General features: G+C 66.0%; 14 protein-coding genes and 2 pseudogenes. 9 read left to right on the plus strand and 7 right to left on the minus strand.

Annotated features, from left to right (window positions below):
- Nucleotides 1-358: 358 nt before the first annotated feature.
- From G5B31_RS21310 to G5B31_RS20160, 4 genes and pseudogenes are all read right to left on the minus strand, one after another.
- Nucleotides 359-699: pseudogene (locus tag G5B31_RS21310) on the minus strand (DDE-type integrase/transposase/recombinase); the annotation flags it as partial.
- Between the two features lie 39 nt (nucleotides 700-738).
- Nucleotides 739-2,187, minus strand: coding sequence for an NAD(P)/FAD-dependent oxidoreductase (locus G5B31_RS20150; protein WP_165019997.1), 1,449 nt, complete (start codon nucleotides 2,185-2,187; stop codon nucleotides 739-741).
- A 61-nt stretch (nucleotides 2,188-2,248) separates the two neighbouring features.
- Nucleotides 2,249-3,685: an APC family permease gene (locus tag G5B31_RS20155; protein ID WP_165019998.1), complete on the minus strand. Its 1,437-nt coding sequence runs from the start codon at nucleotides 3,683-3,685 to the stop codon at nucleotides 2,249-2,251.
- A gap of 67 nt (nucleotides 3,686-3,752) precedes the next feature.
- On the minus strand, nucleotides 3,753-4,655 hold the full coding sequence (locus G5B31_RS20160; RefSeq protein WP_205912041.1) for an alpha/beta fold hydrolase: 903 nt from the start codon (nucleotides 4,653-4,655) through the stop codon (nucleotides 3,753-3,755).
- A 110-nt stretch (nucleotides 4,656-4,765) separates the two neighbouring features.
- On the opposite strand from G5B31_RS20160, the gene G5B31_RS20165 reads away from it, so the two are divergent.
- A complete protein-coding gene (locus G5B31_RS20165) occupies nucleotides 4,766-5,650 on the plus strand; it encodes a MurR/RpiR family transcriptional regulator (RefSeq protein ID WP_165019999.1) in 885 nt (294 codons plus the stop codon).
- 325 nt (nucleotides 5,651-5,975) lie between these two features.
- Here G5B31_RS20165 and G5B31_RS20170 read toward each other — a convergent pair whose 3' ends face one another.
- A complete protein-coding gene (locus G5B31_RS20170; protein WP_165020000.1) occupies nucleotides 5,976-6,323 on the minus strand; it encodes a hypothetical protein in 348 nt (115 codons plus the stop codon).
- Between the two features lie 528 nt (nucleotides 6,324-6,851).
- Here G5B31_RS20170 and G5B31_RS20175 point away from each other — a divergent pair.
- Together G5B31_RS20175 and G5B31_RS20180 are read left to right on the plus strand one after the other, a co-directional pair.
- Nucleotides 6,852-7,109, plus strand: coding sequence for a type II toxin-antitoxin system VapB family antitoxin (locus G5B31_RS20175; protein ID WP_165020001.1), 258 nt, complete (start codon nucleotides 6,852-6,854; stop codon nucleotides 7,107-7,109).
- On the plus strand, nucleotides 7,109-7,534 hold the full coding sequence (locus tag G5B31_RS20180; protein ID WP_165020002.1) for a type II toxin-antitoxin system VapC family toxin: 426 nt from the start codon (nucleotides 7,109-7,111) through the stop codon (nucleotides 7,532-7,534). Before G5B31_RS20175 ends, G5B31_RS20180 begins: the two co-directional genes overlap by 1 nt.
- A gap of 966 nt (nucleotides 7,535-8,500) precedes the next feature.
- On the opposite strand, the gene G5B31_RS20185 is transcribed toward G5B31_RS20180, so the two are convergent.
- Complete coding sequence (locus G5B31_RS20185; RefSeq protein ID WP_165020003.1) at nucleotides 8,501-9,412, minus strand: LysR family transcriptional regulator; 912 nt, start codon at nucleotides 9,410-9,412, stop codon at nucleotides 8,501-8,503.
- A gap of 113 nt (nucleotides 9,413-9,525) precedes the next feature.
- On the opposite strand from G5B31_RS20185, the gene G5B31_RS20190 reads away from it, so the two are divergent.
- From G5B31_RS20190 to hisD, 6 genes are all read left to right on the plus strand, one after another.
- Nucleotides 9,526-10,545, plus strand: coding sequence for a D-cysteine desulfhydrase (locus G5B31_RS20190; RefSeq protein WP_165020004.1), 1,020 nt, complete (start codon nucleotides 9,526-9,528; stop codon nucleotides 10,543-10,545).
- 28 nt (nucleotides 10,546-10,573) lie between these two features.
- Nucleotides 10,574-11,323 (plus strand): aspartate/glutamate racemase family protein, encoded by a 750-nt coding sequence (locus G5B31_RS20195; RefSeq protein WP_165020005.1) that lies wholly within the window; start codon nucleotides 10,574-10,576, stop codon nucleotides 11,321-11,323.
- Nucleotides 11,320-12,309, plus strand: a complete 990-nt coding sequence (locus tag G5B31_RS20200) for an ABC transporter substrate-binding protein (protein ID WP_165020006.1) — start codon at nucleotides 11,320-11,322, stop codon at nucleotides 12,307-12,309. The genes G5B31_RS20195 and G5B31_RS20200 overlap by 4 nt, the downstream gene beginning before the upstream one ends.
- Before the next feature lie 65 nt (nucleotides 12,310-12,374).
- Nucleotides 12,375-13,166, plus strand: coding sequence for a taurine ABC transporter ATP-binding protein (locus G5B31_RS20205; RefSeq protein WP_346763940.1), 792 nt, complete (start codon nucleotides 12,375-12,377; stop codon nucleotides 13,164-13,166).
- The gene (locus G5B31_RS20210; RefSeq protein ID WP_165020008.1) at nucleotides 13,163-14,023 is read left to right on the plus strand and encodes an ABC transporter permease subunit; all 861 of its coding nucleotides are present in this window, start codon (nucleotides 13,163-13,165) and stop codon (nucleotides 14,021-14,023) included. The genes G5B31_RS20205 and G5B31_RS20210 overlap by 4 nt, the downstream gene beginning before the upstream one ends.
- Nucleotides 14,024-14,038: 15 nt before the next feature.
- Entirely contained in the window at nucleotides 14,039-15,349 is a 1,311-nt protein-coding gene (gene hisD / locus G5B31_RS20215) for a histidinol dehydrogenase (RefSeq protein WP_165020009.1), read from the plus strand.
- Nucleotides 15,350-15,794: 445 nt separating this feature from the next.
- Here the strand turns inward: hisD and G5B31_RS20220 are convergent.
- Nucleotides 15,795-16,594: pseudogene (locus tag G5B31_RS20220) on the minus strand (hypothetical protein); the annotation flags it as partial.

The following is a 16,594-nucleotide window of genomic DNA, read 5'->3' on the forward strand; positions in this document are numbered from 1 at the left end:
GATTTCGGCGCTGTCGGGACCGCGCAGGACATTGGCGCCGGAGGCTTCGGCGCGGGAACAAAGGAGGTCGAGGCCGGGCCTGGTCGGAACGGGAAGGATGCAGGTCACGCTGGTAATGCGGGGAAGCCAAGGTCGTTGCAGGGACGGGTGGCTTGCGGCTTCCTCCGGCAGAATGGTCCAGTTCACCCGCCTGCGCAATAGGACCCACGGTCCCGTTGCGGCTTCGACCTGACCAGCAGTGCCGCGCGACGAGGAACAGCTTCCAGCGAAGCTCGGCGCTGTCGACCGGAACCTGACATCCGAACACATGGCGGAGACGGACGCGACAAGTGCCGCGGCTGCGTGTTTGGCCCCACGTTTTGGTCATCCAGCTTTCCGCCATTTCACCTTCATGATCGAGGCCCGCCAGAGGTAGTGTCTCTCGCTGTTAACCTTCACGAACGTCTCATCGAGGTGCCGGCGCCACTGGCGACACGATCGTATCCGGTCGACCCGCCGCCGCCTGACCTCGGCGGCAAGCATCGGCCAGCCCGGTTCCACCAGAAGCGCACCGCCCCACGGCGGATCTTTATGCCGCGTTCATGCAGCAGGGCCTCGACATTGCGCAGCGACAGCGGGAAGCGGACATAGAGCATCATCGCCGGCCGGATGATCCCGCGGCTCGTCCTGAGGGTAGCGGAAGAGAGGGCGTTGGGGCATCAGGCGAGGCCATGCCCGCTGGATGATATCCGGCGCGCCTCAGACGGGATCGTATTTCGAGGCGTCGAATTCGGACAGGGCGGCCGTCATCGAGCGCAGCGTACCCGGCCAGGCGGCCTTGTTATGGCCGGTATCGTCCAAGGAGTAGTTCGTGCATCCGCCGGCCACGACCGGGGCCTTGTCCAGCAGGGCATCGGCTGCGCGTTTCCATTCCAGCTCGGCCTCTTCGCGGATCTCGATGGCCCGCAGTCCCTTGTCGCGCAGATGTTCCAGAATCCGCAGGACATAGGTCGCCACCGCCTCGCCGGGATAGAGGCCGTTCCAGATCTGGCCGTTCGGAGCCGGTCCGCCGACAAGATAGAGGTTCGGGCATCCTGCCACGGAGACCGATTTGTAGGCGCGCGGATGGCCAGCCTGCCAGCCACCGACGGTCTGGCCATCTCGGCGCTCGACCAGATGAAGGATATGTCCGCCGAAATAGAACCCGGTGGCGAAGACGATTGCATCGACCTCGAAAGACTTGCCTCCCGTGGTGACGAGGCTGCCGTCCCGGATACCCGCGACTCCTTCCGGCACCAGGGTTACGTTGTCCTGGATCAGGGAATTGTAATAATTGTCGCTGACGAGAGGGCGCTTGCAGCCCATGGCGTGTCCCGGCGTCAGCAGGTGGCGCAGTTCAGGATCCGCAATCTGGTTTTCCAGATAGATACGGGCCTGGCGTTCATATTCCGCGCCGTTCATCGAGACGAAGGTATCCTGCCAGAGCTTTTCCTCCTGCTCGAAGACCACGGCGCGCTGTCGTTCCATCTCCTCGGGGGAGGCCGAGAGCAATTGCCGCTCTGCATCCGTGAGAAGGCGGTTGTTCTTCGGCAGCAGCCAGGTCGGGGTGCGCTGGAATTGCCAGACATGTGCCGCGCGCTCTTGCAGCGCCGGGACGATCTGGATGGCGGAGGAGCCGCTGCCGATGACCGCGATACGCTGCCCTTCGCCGCTGAAGCCCTCGGGCCATTGCGAGGAATGGAAAGCCGGCCCCGCGAATGTGCCGAGACCGGGTAGGTCCGGGATCACTGCCTCTTCCAGGAAGCCGGTCGCAAGCATCAGGTGTTCCGCTTCGATCGGCCCGGCCGTGGTCTCGACCTGCCAGCAAGCCGTCGCCTCGTTCCAGCGCGCATGGGTCATTTCGCAGCCGAACAATGTGCGCTCGTAAAGGCGGTTTTCGGCGGCGACCCTTTGCATATAGGTCATCAGTTCGGCCTGGCCGACGAACAGCGCAGACCAGTCCGGATTGGGCCGGAAGCCGAACTGGTAGACCGACGAGGCGCAATCCACCTCGCATCCCGGATAGGTGTTCTGGAACCAGGCGCCGCCGAAATCCCCGTGCTTGGTGATGATGGTGAAATCGGAATGACCGGCCTTGTCGAGCAGGACCGCAAGGGAAATCCCGTTCCCCCCGGAGCCGACGATCAGCATCTTCGTGCGTTTCACCATCTTCACATCTCCCTGCGAGCAGGGGCGGCGGGATGCGCCGCCCCTGTTGGCGATCCCGGGTTCATCGCGCGCCGCGCTGCAAGGCGTCCGCATGTTCGGCATTCGCATTCGGATTGAGCATGGCAAAGGCCGGGCCGCCGGTCAGAATCAGCAGGATCGGCACGATCACCGCTGCCGCCATTCCCCAGGTTCCGACAAGGATCGGCAGATTGGCCACCGTCGTCACTGTCGCGATGGCGATGCCAAGCGCGCCGAGAAGCGGAATCCAATGGGTGCGCCATGGGCTCAGCCCGCGCGGGTTGCCCCCGAAGAAGGCTATGACCGCGATGCAGGTCAGCAGCATCAGCAGAAGGAAGCCGAGCGTCGAGGTGCCGATCATCCAGGAGAAGATCTGCGAGAACGGCCCCAGCCCCATCGCCACGAAGACGGCCATGAGGACGAGCACGGAGGCGGATTGCAGCAGCGCGGCGACATGGGGCGAATGGTATGCCGGATGCGCCTTGCCCAGGCTCCGCGGCATCAGGCCGGCGGTGCCGAGCGTGAAGACATAGCGGTTGATCACGTTGTGGAACGAAAGCACGCAGGCGAAGAAGCTGGTCAGCAGCAGGATCTGGACGATTTCCTGGCTGACCGGGCCGAGATAGATGCCGAAGGTCTCGACCAGCAGCCCGCCCGGGTCCTGCGACGCCTTTTCCACGATGCTCTGGTCGCCCCAGGCGCTGACCAGCCCCCAGGCCACGACCGCATAGAAGAGGCCGATCACGGCCAGCGCGCCATAGGTGGCGCGGCGGATGGTGCGATCGGGGTCGCGGACCTCGTCGCGGTAAATCGCCGCCCCTTCGACACCGAGGAAACCGGAGACCGCGAACATCAGTCCCAAGGCCGGTGCGCCCTGGAACCAGGCGGAGGGCGTGAAGGTGGCGGTGGAGAGCCCTTCCTGGCCGCCGCCCTCGATGACGATGGCGATGACCAGCACGAGGCAGATCAGGATCTCCAGCGCGACCAGGACCAGCAGAAGCCTGCCCGAGAAGTCGATGTTGCGATATCCGAAGAAGGTGACGGCCAGCACGATCCCCACCATCCAGACCCACCAGGGCAGTTCGGGCCCGCCCAGGCCGGTCACGTAGTCCGCAAGGATTCCTGCCATGAAGGCATAGACCGCCATCTGGACGCAGGTATAGGTCAGGAGCGCCAGGTAGGCGGCGCTGACCCCGGCGCCCCGGCCAAGGCCAAGCGTCACATAGGAATAGAAGGCCCCGGCCTCGGCCACATAGCGGTTCATCGCGTTGAACCCCACCGCAAACAGGAACAGCAGCAGGGCGGCGGCCACATACATGATCGGATAGGCGGCACCGTTTCCGGCGATGAACGCATTGGGCGCCACCGCGCCGACCGTGGTCAGCGGCGCCGCCGCCGCGATGACCATGACAATCACCGTCGTCACCCCGAGACCGCCGCTCAGAGTGCCGTCTTCTCCCTTGGATCGTTGTCGGCTCATTGATGTCCCCTCCCTGTCAGGATGATGGAAAACGTCTCTTTTCTTGCCGGACCGAACTCTGTCCGCTTTACCGAAACGCCCTGTTCTTCTCGTCCGGAAGCCCTGCACCGGCCTTCAGAAGGAACTCCCGGATCACGGCATTGAAGGCCTGCGGGTTCTCGATGTTGGGCAGGTGCCCGGCCGCCTCGATCATGCGGAAATCGGCCTGTGGCGCATGGGCATGAATCTCGCGCACCAGGGCGGGCGGCGTCACCCTGTCCAGTTCGCCGACCACCAGCAGCAGCGGCACTTGGATGTCGGTGTAGAGATCGGTGTCATCCTCCCGCGCGACCAAGGCATCGAAGGCCTTGATGTAAGACGCCGGACGGACAAGGCTCATCGACTCGCGCAGGCGTGCAAGGACCTCGTCCTGCGCCGGATCGCCGATCAGTGCATCGGCAACATCTGCTGCGATCTCGGAGGGCGGAACCCCTTTCGCCAGGGGCTCCCGGCGCAGCCGCGCGAATTCGGCGCGCTCCTCCTGCGTATAGCGGTTGAAGCCCATGTCGGTGTCGCACAGGGTCAGGGTCGCGACACGCTCGGGATGCTGCTTGTGGAAACAGGCGGCGATCGCAGCTCCCATCGACAGGCCGACGACATGAAGCCTTTCGATGCCGAAATGGGCAAGGACGCGCAACAGGTCGGCGGTGAAATCGTCGAAATCCAGCGCCCCCTCATAGTCGTCGGAGGCGCCGTAGCCACGGGCATCCCAGGCCATGACCCGGAAATCCGTCGCCAGGTCGCGCAGGTTGTCGTGCCAGTTGGTCCGGTTGCCGCCGATGCCGTGCAGGAAGAGGACGGTTTCGCCCTGCCCGGCGACATCGACAGCGATGCGGGGCTCAGGTCCGACCAGAACCGTCCGGATCGCCGGCCCGGTTCCTTCCCGGGCAGCAGCATCCCCGCGCCGCAGTTCTCCGGTCGTGCCTGTCATCGGACATCCTTTCTGCACTGGTTATCAAAATGGTGCAGCACGCGACGTTTTCGTGTCTATGTTATAGTGATCCCATTTTGTTAGCCGGGCTTCTTTCGCAGGAGGTGCATATGAAATCCCCATCCCCCACCTCGACCGGCCCTGCGGGCGGGCTGGAGCTGCGCCTGCAGCGCAACGCGCCCGGCTTCACCCGAAGCGAGCGCGCGCTTGCCAATTACATGCTGTCGAACATCGAGCGGTTGCCCTTCGACACCGCCGCCAGCATTGCCGACACGGTGGGGGTCAGCAAAATGACCGTCAGTCGCTTCCTGCGCAAGAACGGCTATCAGGGGCTGGCCGAGGTAAGGCAGGAGTTGCGCCGCAAGTTCACCATAGGCGATCTGCAGGTGAGCAGCCGGGTCGAGCGTTTCCTGCAGGGCGGAGGACAGAACGAAAAGCTCTCCGAGGCGCTTACCCTGGAGATCGAAGCCCTGGTGAAGGTCTACGAATGTGCTTCGACCCCGGAATGGGAGCGCGTGGTGGAGGCGATCAGTCGCGCGCCCGAGATTCTGGTGGCCGGTTTCCAGATGATGGAAGGCATCGCCTCGATCTTCGAGATCCGGTTGCAGTTGTTGCGCCGCGGCGTCCGCCGGATCGACACGAGGAACGGCACCCTTGCCGAGATTCACGATGCGCTGCCCGGTAGCGTCCTGATCCTGTTCGAGATGCGGCGCTACAGCGCCCTGAGCCCGAAGATCGCGCAGCTTGCGCACGAGCAGGGCCATTTCGTGGTGATCGTCTCCGATCCACACTGCGACTGGGCACATGAGGTCTCGGACATCTCGCTGATGGTCAGCACCGAAAGCCGGCTGTTCTGGGACAGCCAGGCTGCCTTTCTCAGCCTGATGAACCTCTTGCTGGATGCGGTTGCACAGCGGCTCAAGGACTGCATCGGCGAACGGGCTGCCGTTCTTGACCAGATGGTGAACAGGTTCGGGCTGTTGAGCAGCGGTTGAGGAGAGCCGCTCGACTTGACACCGAACCGATTGGCGGTCGTCCCAACCGACGCAGATCTGGCCGCGGTCCAGTGCATAGTCGAACCGCTCACGGCAGATGTCGAGCAGGTTCAACCGCTCCCCAAACCCATCCCAGCCGAAAGTCACGCCGACGCTGAAGTCCGAATTGGGCTTGTCCTTGGCTGCGGAATGCACCGACTCGCGTTTGCTGCCAAGAAAGATACCGATGACATCCCGGCGGATGAACCTACCGACACCGCCTGGTCGCCGGATGCCGCCCGCGCCTGCGGCAGATTCTTCCATCGTGAAAACCCGTGTTCCTCGATCAGGGTGCCCGCATCGGTGAGGCTGATTTCCGCATGGTGCGAGAGAATTCGTAGGGCGTGAAGAACTGGCCCATGCCGGCGTCCAGCGCGCCGATCTCGGCGGCGACAGCGCCCAGGAAGTCGCGGCCGCCGGGGGCGATGGCGACCTGTGCCGTTGCCAGCAACTCGGGCATGATCCGCACATCCTCGGGGCGGCGGTAGCGCGCCACGCAGGCCATGTATTCGGCTTCGATCTCGTCGGGTCGCTCCTTGGTGGGGGCAGTCGGCCTGGCGAGCGCCAGATAGGCCATTACGCAGAAGTCGCGGAAAACCTCGGTCCTGCGCCTGGAACGGTCAATATCGTTCATCCGCTTGAGGGTCCCCGCGCGGCTTGCATGCGGGGTGCGGGCTCAGTGCTCGGCGGGCAGGTAGATGGTCAGCACGCGAAGCCCTGCCTGCGGCCCGGGGCTGGACTGTCATCGGTCGGCGCCGGGGGGTGGAGCGGCCCGCAGGCCTCCGGCCGAGGACACGGCCACCGGCGGCGACGACGCGGCCGCGGCGCTTGCCGATTGATCGGCCGGCCCCGGGCTGTAAGGCGGATCGCACTCTTTGGAAAGGCGTCGGGTGGGGGAGCGCGGGCCTCTTGCCCGTGTCGATCCCCTTGGAAGGATCGGAAAAAGATACCGTAGCCATTGCCCACGCGGCCATCAAAGGACGATAACGCCGGCTACGCCTCGTCGACGTGGCTGCGAATGGCTTTTGTGGCCGTCGCCGCAACCTCGATGGTCTTCTGGAAGTCACTCATCCCGCATCTTCTGCCCGGCCGGAATATATACAGCTCGTATTGCATGTATATTATGGAGAGTATATACCGCAAGCAAGAAGGAGGATATGCGATGCCACTCTACATCCGAGATCCTGCGGTGGACAGCCTGCTCGACCAGTATCTTGCCGCGACGGGTCAGACCAACAAGACCGAGGCGGTTCGCCGGGCGCTGGCCGACCAGTTGAAGGCGCTGGCTGCCAAGGGCTCACTGGCGGAACGGGTCGCGAAGGTCCAGCGCCAAGCGGCCGAGGCCGGGTTCCTCCATTCCGGGGGCAGCGATCCGGCGGCGGACAAGAAGTTCATGGACGATATGTGGGGCGAGGGCTGATGTTTCTCGATGCCAGCGCCCTCACTGCTGTCCTGTTGCAAGAACCGGAGGCACCCGCGCTCCTGAAGGCCATGGAAGCCGCGCGCAGCCACTTGAGAACATCGCCCGTGGCGCGGGTGGAAACCGTCCTTGCTCTGGTCCGAAACCGGGTCGGCCGGCGCGGCAAAGGTCTTGCGACGGCTGACGACTACGCGGACGCAGCCCTGCAGGTTGAAGCCCTGTTCGAGGTGCTGGAAGTTCGGGAAATGCACATCACCACCAGCATGGGGGAAGAGGCGATCCGTGCGCTTTCAGTCTATGGCAAGCAAGTAGGGCACCCGGCTCAGCTGAACCTCGGGGACGCCCTGTCCTATGCCTGCGCGAAGGCGTTTCATGTGCCGCTGCTCTACAAGGGCGACGACTTTTCCAAGACCGACCTTGCTTAGATGGCGGGCGGCGGTCGCCGCCTGTTTACCGCCGGCGCGGCCGCGGCGCTTGCCGGTTGACGGCCAGACGGGGGCTGTCAGGCGGGTCGCACTATTTGGAGAGGCGTCGGGCGGGGGAGGGGAGCGCGGACCTCCTGCCCGCGCCGATCCCCAGCCGAGTCCCGCAGCGCGGGGACCTCTGCAGTCTCTTGCGGCCGATGCTTTTCCACCGCGGCCCGAGCCTGGTCCCCCGGCCGCGGCCAGCTGCCGGTTCAGATCGGCGATCCGGCCGGACAGGTCGGCGATCGCGCGCCGGGCGGCCGCGGCGTCCCCGCCCGATTGCAGGGCCGCATTCAGGCCGTCGCGGGCCCGCTGCAGCGGCGCGCCCGCGTGCGAAACGATGGACAATCTCCTCCGGCGTTGCCTCGCCTAGCTCTTCCAGCGCGCTCTGCGGCTGCGATCTGCTGCGGCAAAAGTCTTGACCTTGACGACGGACTGACACTGGCAGAGGGGATAGGTGCCGGGTCAGTCGTTGTTCGATGGCTCGGTCGCAGGAAACTTGAGCCGGCTGGGTCAGACTTTGGACCCATCATGCGAGTCGGTAACTTGGGAATCGGTGCGTGACCTCGGTGGCGTCCCTTGACCAAGACGACTTTGCCGCTGCGGTGGTGCTGTTCACGCTTGACGACCCAGTGGCGGATCGGTCCATTCCGCCCATCCTGTGCTTGACGCTCGAATTCAAGTCCAGCGGTCCTTTCCCGCATCTGCGCGGCGGCCTGAAGGCCGGCTGGATCGTCAGATGTGATTTCTTTGCACCAAGAATCCAGTCTTGCCGAACTTTAGGCGCTTGTCGCATCCTTGGAAGTGAAAGTCTCCGTCTCTGTGGGAATGATCATGCTAGGGTTCGCCCAAACCAGCATGCCTATTTCATGCACGGTGCGCCGACCAGTGATCATTCCTATCGATTCACCGCTCTATAAACGAAAATCACGAACTGACGGCGCCAACCCTTCGACTCTCGAAGATGTGGTTCCAGATCACCTCTTCCGCCAGGCTGCGCGCGCCTTTCAGGCGAACGGCGCGAATCGACAGAAGGCAGTTCGGCAGGACAGGCGAGAGGTCGGTGATCCGGCCCTGCGAAAGGGCCAGCCGGGCAAGGGTCAGCGGGACCCATGCCGTGGCGACCCCGGCAGCCGCCAGTTCAAGCGCGGCGATGGTGAGCGCGGTTTCTGCCTTTGGTTGGGCAACCGTCCGCCCGGCCAGCGCCGGCAGGATCCGCTCGGTCATGATGGTTCCGAAAAAGACTTCGTTCGGATAGGCAACGAAGGGCAGCTCCGATACTGTCCCGGCCATGACCTCCCGGGCCAGGTCCGAACGAAGGACCGGGACAAGCTGGTCCGCCCAGAGATCGATCGCCTCCAGATAGTCGCCGGCGAAGGGATCGCTGTCCTGCAGGCTGTAGACGATGGCCAGGTCGGCATTCCGCGACAGCAGCAGCGCGAAGCATTCGTCCAGGTTGGCCGACCGGAGGCGGACATAGACCTCTTCGCCGCGGTCCTGGATGCCCTGGATGATCCGGGGGGCCAGCGATGTCGTCAGCGAATGCTGGCTGGCGATCACGATCCTGTTCGAGGCCGCGCGGTCGCCCCGCCGCAGATCGACGACCAGCTGGCGCAGCAATCCTGCAACCTGCTCGATCTGGCCGACTTGGGCCTGCGTCACCTGGCTCAGCTGCACCGGCTTGCGGCTGCGGTCGAACAGCTGGACCCCCACATAGTCCTCGATCTGCCGGATGCGGCGCGAGAAAGCCGATTGGGTCAGGTTCCGGCGCTCGGCTGCACTGCTGAACGAACCCGTCCGGTTGATCGTCAGGATATCTTCCAGCCACTCCAGCCGCACCGGATCCTCCGACCTTGCAATCCCTGCAAGATAGACGGCAGATTTCGCATTTGCAATTGCGTCTGTCCTGGACAAGTCTTGACTTCTGCAAGTTACTGCAAGGATCGACCCCGATGCACCTGGCCCGCTTTCCCCGCATCTTCCTCGCGCATCTTCCCACTCCCCTGGAACGTCTGGATCGGTTGTCGAAAGAACTCGGCGGGCCCGAGATCTGGATCAAGCGCGACGACTGCACCGGGTTGTCCACGGGGGGCAACAAGACCCGGAAGCTGGAGTTCCTGATGGCCGAGGCATTGGCCCAAGGCGCGGACACGGTGATCACGCAAGGCGCGACGCAGTCGAACCACGCCCGGCAGACGGCGGCCTTCTCCGCGAAGCTGGGGCTCGCCTGCCACATCCTGCTCGAGGACCGGACGGGTTCGAACGATGCCAACTACAACACCAACGGCAACGTGCTTCTGGACCATCTGCACGGCGCCAAAACCTCGCGCCGCGCCGGGGGCGTGGACATGGCCGCCGAGATGGAGGTGCTGGCAGAGCGCCTGCGGGGCGAGGGGCGGAAGCCCTATATCATCCCCGGCGGCGGATCGAACCCGACGGGGGCGCTCGGCTACGTCAACTGCGCCTTCGAGCTGGTCTCGCAGGCCAATGACCGCGGGCTGGTGATCGACCACATCGTCACGGCGACCGGCAGCGCAGGCACGCAGGCCGGGCTGATCACCGGGCTGAAGGCCCTGAATGCGGGCATCCCGCTTCTGGGCATCGGCGTCCGCGCGCCGAAGGAAAAGCAGGAGGAGAGCGTCTACGCCCTGGCGCAGCGGACGGCCGAGAAGCTGGGCTGCCCCGGCGTCGTCGCGCGCAGCGATGTGGTGGCCGACTCAAGCTATGTCGGCGCGGGCTACGGCATCCCGCGCGAGGATACGCTGGAGGCGATCCGCATGTTCGCGCAGCTGGAAGGCATCCTGCTGGACCCGGTCTATTCCGGCAAGGGCGTGGCGGGTCTGATCGACCATGTCCGCAAGGGCCGCTTCACCAAGGGCCAGAGGGTGGTCTTCCTGCACACCGGCGGGGCGGCGGGACTTTTCGGCTACGATGCCGCCTTCGCCGAGGGGCGGAAGGCCCTGGAGATGTGATGGCATGAAGCACGGATGGGGCCAGTAGATGCGGCGCGTCGGCATCCTGGGCGGCATGGGCCCGCAGGCGACGATCCTGCTGATGCAGAAGCTGCTTGACGCCATCCCCGCAGCCGACGACGCCGACCACATTCCGCTCCTGGTCGACCAGAACCCCCAGGTCCCCTCGCGCATCCGCCGGCTGATCGAGGGCACGGGCGAGGATCCCGCCCCGGTCCTGGCCGACATGGCCCGGCGTCTGGTCGCGGGCGGGGCCGAGGCGCTGGCGATGCCCTGCAACACGGCGCATCACTATGCCCCGGCGATCCGTTCGGCCGTGACGGTGCCGTTCATCGACATGGTGGACCTGTCGGTCACGAAGGCCGCGAAGCTGGCGGGACTCGATGGCCAGGTTGGCATCCTGGCATCGCCCGCCGTGCGCAGGATCGGCCTCTTCGATGCGGCGCTGGCGCGGTTCGGGGTCAGGGCGCTTTACCCCGAGGACGAGGCCGCGATGCTGGGGGCGATCCGGCAGATCAAGTCCGGCGGGCCGGGACCCGAGGCGCGGGCCGTCCTGCGCGACGCCTCCAACGGGCTCTTGCAGCGTGGGGCTTCCGTGCAGATGATCGCCTGCACCGAGTTCTCGCTTGTCACCGGGGCCACGGCAAGGGAGGCGGTGGCTTTCGACACTCTGGACGTGCTGGTCGGGGCCATCAGGGACTACGCTACCGAGGGTCCGGCCGACAAGCGGAGCAACGTGAACGAAGAAGAAGACAACCAACAGAGGAGACGACCATGAGCCTGAAACTGAAGCATATTCTGCTCGGCGCCGCGGCGTCGGTCCTGCTTGTCGGGCAAGCCCTGGCGGAGAAGATCATCATCGGCCATTTCGGCAACCCGACGCCCTCGCAGCTGCTGTCGACCACCGACGAACTGGCCGAGGCGACCGGGTGGGAGATCGAGTGGCGCAAGTTCGGCGCCGGAACCGACGTGATCGCCGCCATGGCCTCGGGCGATGTGGTGCTGTCCGAGCTGGGCTCCTCGCCCATCGCCATCGCGGCAAGCTCGGGCCTGGAAATCGAGATGATCGCCTACGCCGGGGTGCTCGGCAAAGCGGAATCGCTGATCGCGCGCAACGGGTCGAACATCGCCTCTGTCGCGGACCTGAAAGGCAAGACGGTGGGCGTGCCGATGGGCTCGACCGCGCATTATTCGCTGATGGGCGCCCTGCAGCACGAGGGGCTGAGCGAGACGGACGTCAACATCGTCGGCATGAAGCCCGACGACATCGCCGCGGCCTGGGGACAGGGCACCATCGACGCGGCCTGGGTCTGGCAGCCGGTGCAGTCCGAGATCCTGAAGACCGGCACCTTGATCATCGGGGCCGACCAGACCGCCGAATGGGGCTATCCGACCTATGACGGCTGGGTCGTGAACAAGGCCTTCGCCGAGGCGAACAGCGACAAGATCGTCGCCTTCCTGAAGGCGCTCGACAAGGTCAACGGCATGTATCTGGCCGATCCGGCCGCCTGGACCGCCGACAGCGCCGAGGTCAAGACGCTTGCCGCCGCCACCGGGGCGGACCCGGCCCAAGTGCCCGAGATCATTTCCGGCTTCACCTATCTGCCGATGGCCACGCAGGTCGAGGATGCCTGGCTGGGTGCTGCGGCCGAGAAGATCAAGGCCACGGCCGAGTTCCTGAAGGGCGCCGGCCGGATCGACGCGACGCTGGACGACTATTCCGGCTTCGTGAACCCGACCTACGCCGCCGCCGCGGCCAAGTGAGGAAACAGGCGGGCTGCCCGGACACATCGGCCCGGGCGGCGCCACCCCCACGGCAGAAGGACGGGATCTTGAGCCTGAAAATAGATCATGTCTCGGTCATCTATCCCGCAGCCGACGGCCGGCCCCCCGTTGCTGCGCTGAGCGACATCAACCTCGACATCGGGGAGGGCGAGTTCGTCGTGGCGCTCGGCGCCTCGGGCTGCGGCAAGTCCACCCTTCTGAACCTGATCGCGGGCTTCCTGTCGCCCACTTCGGGCGGCCTGACGCTGGACGGCCGCATGGTGATGGGCCCGGGGGCCGACCGCGCGGTGGTGTTCCAGAAACACGCGCTGCTGCCCTGGCTGAACGTGATCGACAACGTGGCCTTCGGTCTGCAGATTCAGGGCATCGGCAAGCAGAACCGCTACCGCACCGCCAACAAATTCATCGGCCTGCTGGGCCTGGACGGGTTCCAAAGCTCGCCCGTCTACAAGCTTTCGGGCGGGATGCAGCAGCGCGTGGGCATCGCCCGGGCCCTGACCTGCGACCCGAGGATCCTGCTGATGGATGAACCCCTGGGCGCGCTGGACGCGCTGACGCGCGAGAAGGCGCAGGAACTGATCCTGCGGATCTGGGGCGAGACCGGGAAGTCGGTGTTCTTCATCACCCACAGCGTCGAGGAGGCGCTGTTCATGGGCACCAAGCTGATCGTGATGTCGCCCCGGCCGGGCCGCATCACGCATGTCTTCGATCTGCCCTTCTCGCGCCAGTTCCAGGGCGGCGCCCCCGCCCGCCAGGTCAAGGCCTCGCCCGAGTTCATCACGCTGCGCGAGAAGGTGCTGAACATCATCTTCGCCGATGAGGAGGCCGTCGAATGACCGATCCACGCCCCGCCAAGGGCCCCGGCATCTGGGCACGCCTTGCGCGCGCGCGCGCCACCAGACCCGGCGAAATCTACGGCGTTCCAGGACAGGGCAACACCTTCTGGCTCTCGGTCGCCTCGGTCCTGGCGCTGCTGATCCTGTGGTGGCTGGTCACGGCGCTTGGCCTGGTGAAGCCCCTCTTCGTGCCCTCGCCGCAGTCGGTGCTGGCCAAGTTCGCCCAGATCTGGCGCGAGGGGTTCACGAACACGTCCTTCCTGGAACATATCCTGATCTCGACCGCGCGGGTCTTCGGGGCCTTCGTCCTTGCCTGCGCCATCGGCCTGCCGCTTGGGCTTGCCATGGGGATGAGCCCGCTGATCCGCGGCATCTTCGATCCGCCGATCGAGTTCTACCGCCCGATCCCGCCCTTGGCCTACCTGCCGCTGATGATCATCTGGTTCGGCATCGGCGAGACCTCCAAGGTCCTGCTGATCTTCCTGTCGATCTTCGCGCCCATCGTGCTTGGCGCGCGCTCCGGCGTGAAGTCGGCCGCCATCGAGCAGATCCACGCCGCCTATTCCTTCGGCGCGACCCGCTGGCAGGTGATGCGCCATGTGATCCTGCCCTCGGCCATGCCCGAGATCCTGACGGCGATGCGGGTCGGCATCGGCTTCGGCTGGACCACCCTCGTCGCAGCCGAGATGGTCGCGGCGACCAGCGGCCTGGGCTACATGGTCCTCTCGGCCAGTCAGTTCCTGCAGACTTCGGTCGTGATCATGGGGATCTTCGTGATCGCCACCATCGCCTTTGCCTTCGACATGATGATGCGCTTCCTGGAGCGCCGCCTCGTGCCGTGGAAGGGCCGGATGTAATGGAATGACCCGTCGATGATCTACCTCAAGCAGGCCGCGACAACGCCCGAGACCGACCACCAGGACGTGCGCGACCTGGTGCAGGTCATGCTGGCCCGCATCGCGATTTCGGGCGAAGAGGCCGTGCGGGACTATTCCCGCACCTTCGACAAATGGTCAGGAGACATCATCGTTCCGCCCGAAAGCCTGAAGGCCGCCGCCGACCAGGTTCCCGAGCGGCTGAAGGAGGACATCCGCTTTGCCCACGCCAATATCCGCCGCTTCGCCGAGGCGCAGAAGGCGACGCTCTCGGACTGCGCGGTGGAAATCCTGCCCGGCCTGACGGCGGGGCAGAAACAGATCCCGGTATCGGCGGCAGGATGCTACGTGCCCGGCGGTCGCTACAGTCACGTGGCAAGCGCCATCATGACGATCACCACCGCCAAGGTCGCGGGCGTGCCGCATATCGCCGCCTGCTCCCCGCCCCGCCCCGGCCTCGGCATTCCGCCTGCGATCCTCTTCGCGATGGACCTCTGCGGCGCGGACGTGATCCTGAACCTGGGCGGCGTCCAGGGCGTGGCGGCAATGGCGCACGGCCATTTCGGGTTGCCCCGGGCGGACATCCTGGTCGGCCCCGGCAACCAGTATGTCGCCGAGGCGAAGCGGATGCTCTTCGGCCAGGTCGGCATCGACATGTTCGCCGGCCCCACCGACAGCATGATCCTGGCCGATGCCTCCGCCGATGCCGAGATGGTGGCCTGTGACCTCGTCGGACAGGCCGAGCATGGCTACAACTCGCCGGTATGGCTGGTCACCTCGGACGAGGCGCTGGCGCAGCGGGTCATCCTCCGGGTGCCCGAACTGATCGCCTCCCTGCCCGAGGTGAACCGCGAAAGCGCCCGCGCCGCCTGGGACAACATGGCCGAGGTCATCCTCTGCACCGGCCGCGAAGACATGGCGCAGGTCGCCGACCGCTACGCGCCGGAACACCTGCATGTCCAGGCCCTCGACCTCGACTGGTGGCTCGGACGGCTGCGCGCCTACGGCTCGCTGTTCCTGGGCGAGGAGACGACCGTGGCCTTCGGCGACAAGACCTCGGGCCCGAACCACGTCCTTCCCACGTCGGGCGCGGCCCGCTATACCGGCGGGCTTTCGGTCCACAAGTTCATGAAGACCGTGACCTGGCAGCGCGCCACCCGTGCCGCCGCCCGCCCGCTGGCCGAAGCCACCGCCCGGATCTCGCGGCTGGAGGGGATGGAGGGGCACGCCCGTTCCGCCGACATCCGGCTGGCGAAGTTCTTCCCGGGCGAAACCTTCGATCTGGGTGTCGAGGACGCAACCGCCTGACCCCGGGAAGCGCCTCTACGGACGGCCTCGCAATCCCGCCAATCGCATGTGCGAACGCCGCGTTTCTCGCCCTGCTCCGCCGGGAGAAGGCGCGAGGGCGCCGGACAAGACGCGCACGATTGACTACCGATCATGCGGGGGCTCGGGCTGTACTAACACTTCCACTGATTCCATCAGCTTTCGGAACGTCACCTGTCAATCGGCGCGCAAAGTTGACCCCCTATCGGCGTGCAAGATTGACCCCCGTTGTGCTGCGGAGATCTTCAGAACCCGCATCCATCGACGATCAGATCAGATCAGGGAGTGGCGGCAATACGCGTTTCCGTTAGGAAGCTGCAGCGCGTTTGAGGCTATGTCTTGTGTGACCCGTGAAAAAGGGCTGCCGCTTTAGGCGGCAGCCCGAGTTTTGGAGCGGAAGGGCATTCCGCTCCGAAAGCGCCGGTCCTCAGGAGAAGAGACCGTCCCCGCCCAGCAGCCCCCCCAGCAGGCCGTCGTCGCCGAGCACCGGATCGAGCAGCCCGCCGTCACCGCCGAGGAGGCCGCCCAGCAGGCCGTCGTCGCCGAGGACCGGGTCGAGCAGCCCGCCGTCGCCGCCGAGGAGGCCTCCCAGCAGGCCGTCGTCGCCGAGCACCGGATCGAGCAAGCCGCCGTCCCCGCCGAGCAGGCCTCCCAGCAGGCCGTCGTCGCCGAGGACCGGATCGAGCAGCCCGCCGTCGCCGCCCAGCAGGCCTCCCAGCAGGCCGTCGTCGCCGAGGACCGGATCGAGCAGCCCGCCGTCCCCGCCGAGGAGGCCTCCCAGCAGGCCATCATCGCCGAGCACCGGATCGAGCAGCCCGCCGTCGCCGCCGAGCAGGCCTCCCAGCAGGCCGTCGTCGCCGAGGACCGGGTCGAGCAAGCCGCCGTCCCCGCCGAGGAGGCCTCCCAGCAGGCCATCGTCGCCGAGCACCGGGTCGAGCAGCCCGCCGTCGCTTCCGAGCAGGCCTCCGAGGAGGCCGTCGTCGCCAAGGACCGGGTCGAGCAGGCCACCGTCGCCGCCGAGCAGGCCTCCCAGCAGGCCGCCGTCTCCCAGCAGGCCCCCCAGCAGCCCGCCGTCGCCGAGCAGGCCGCCCAGCACGTCGGTCAGAACGCTGCTGACCGGGCCGCCGCCCGCGCCGGCCTCGCCGCCGAGGATGCCGGCCAGCAGGCCGTCGGTCAGCGCCGAGACCGCGCCCAGCACGTCGCCGGAGGTCAGCGTGGCCACGGTGC

It is taken from the genome of Rhodobacter sp. SGA-6-6 (genome assembly GCF_011043545.1).
Classification (GTDB): Bacteria; Pseudomonadota; Alphaproteobacteria; order Rhodobacterales; family Rhodobacteraceae; genus Pseudogemmobacter.

What these genes read in the sequence shown, in the direction of transcription:
- G5B31_RS20155 (WP_165019998.1), bottom strand. Translation starts at nt 3,685, where the DNA reads ATGAGCCGACAACGATCCAAGGGAGAAGACGGCACTCTGAGCGGCGGT.
- G5B31_RS20175 (WP_165020001.1), top strand. Translation starts at nt 6,852, where the DNA reads ATGCCACTCTACATCCGAGATCCTGCGGTGGACAGCCTGCTCGACCAG.
- G5B31_RS20195 (WP_165020005.1), top strand. Translation starts at nt 10,574, where the DNA reads ATGCGGCGCGTCGGCATCCTGGGCGGCATGGGCCCGCAGGCGACGATC.
- hisD (WP_165020009.1), top strand. Translation starts at nt 14,039, where the DNA reads ATGATCTACCTCAAGCAGGCCGCGACAACGCCCGAGACCGACCACCAG.
- G5B31_RS20165 (WP_165019999.1), top strand. Translation starts at nt 4,766, where the DNA reads ATGAAATCCCCATCCCCCACCTCGACCGGCCCTGCGGGCGGGCTGGAG.
- G5B31_RS20190 (WP_165020004.1), top strand. Translation starts at nt 9,526, where the DNA reads ATGCACCTGGCCCGCTTTCCCCGCATCTTCCTCGCGCATCTTCCCACT.
- G5B31_RS20160 (WP_205912041.1), bottom strand. Translation starts at nt 4,655, where the DNA reads ATGACAGGCACGACCGGAGAACTGCGGCGCGGGGATGCTGCTGCCCGG.
- G5B31_RS20200 (WP_165020006.1), top strand. Translation starts at nt 11,320, where the DNA reads ATGAGCCTGAAACTGAAGCATATTCTGCTCGGCGCCGCGGCGTCGGTC.
- G5B31_RS20170 (WP_165020000.1), bottom strand. Translation starts at nt 6,323, where the DNA reads ATGAACGATATTGACCGTTCCAGGCGCAGGACCGAGGTTTTCCGCGAC.
- G5B31_RS20180 (WP_165020002.1), top strand. Translation starts at nt 7,109, where the DNA reads ATGTTTCTCGATGCCAGCGCCCTCACTGCTGTCCTGTTGCAAGAACCG.
- G5B31_RS20150 (WP_165019997.1), bottom strand. Translation starts at nt 2,187, where the DNA reads ATGGTGAAACGCACGAAGATGCTGATCGTCGGCTCCGGGGGGAACGGG.
- G5B31_RS20210 (WP_165020008.1), top strand. Translation starts at nt 13,163, where the DNA reads ATGACCGATCCACGCCCCGCCAAGGGCCCCGGCATCTGGGCACGCCTT.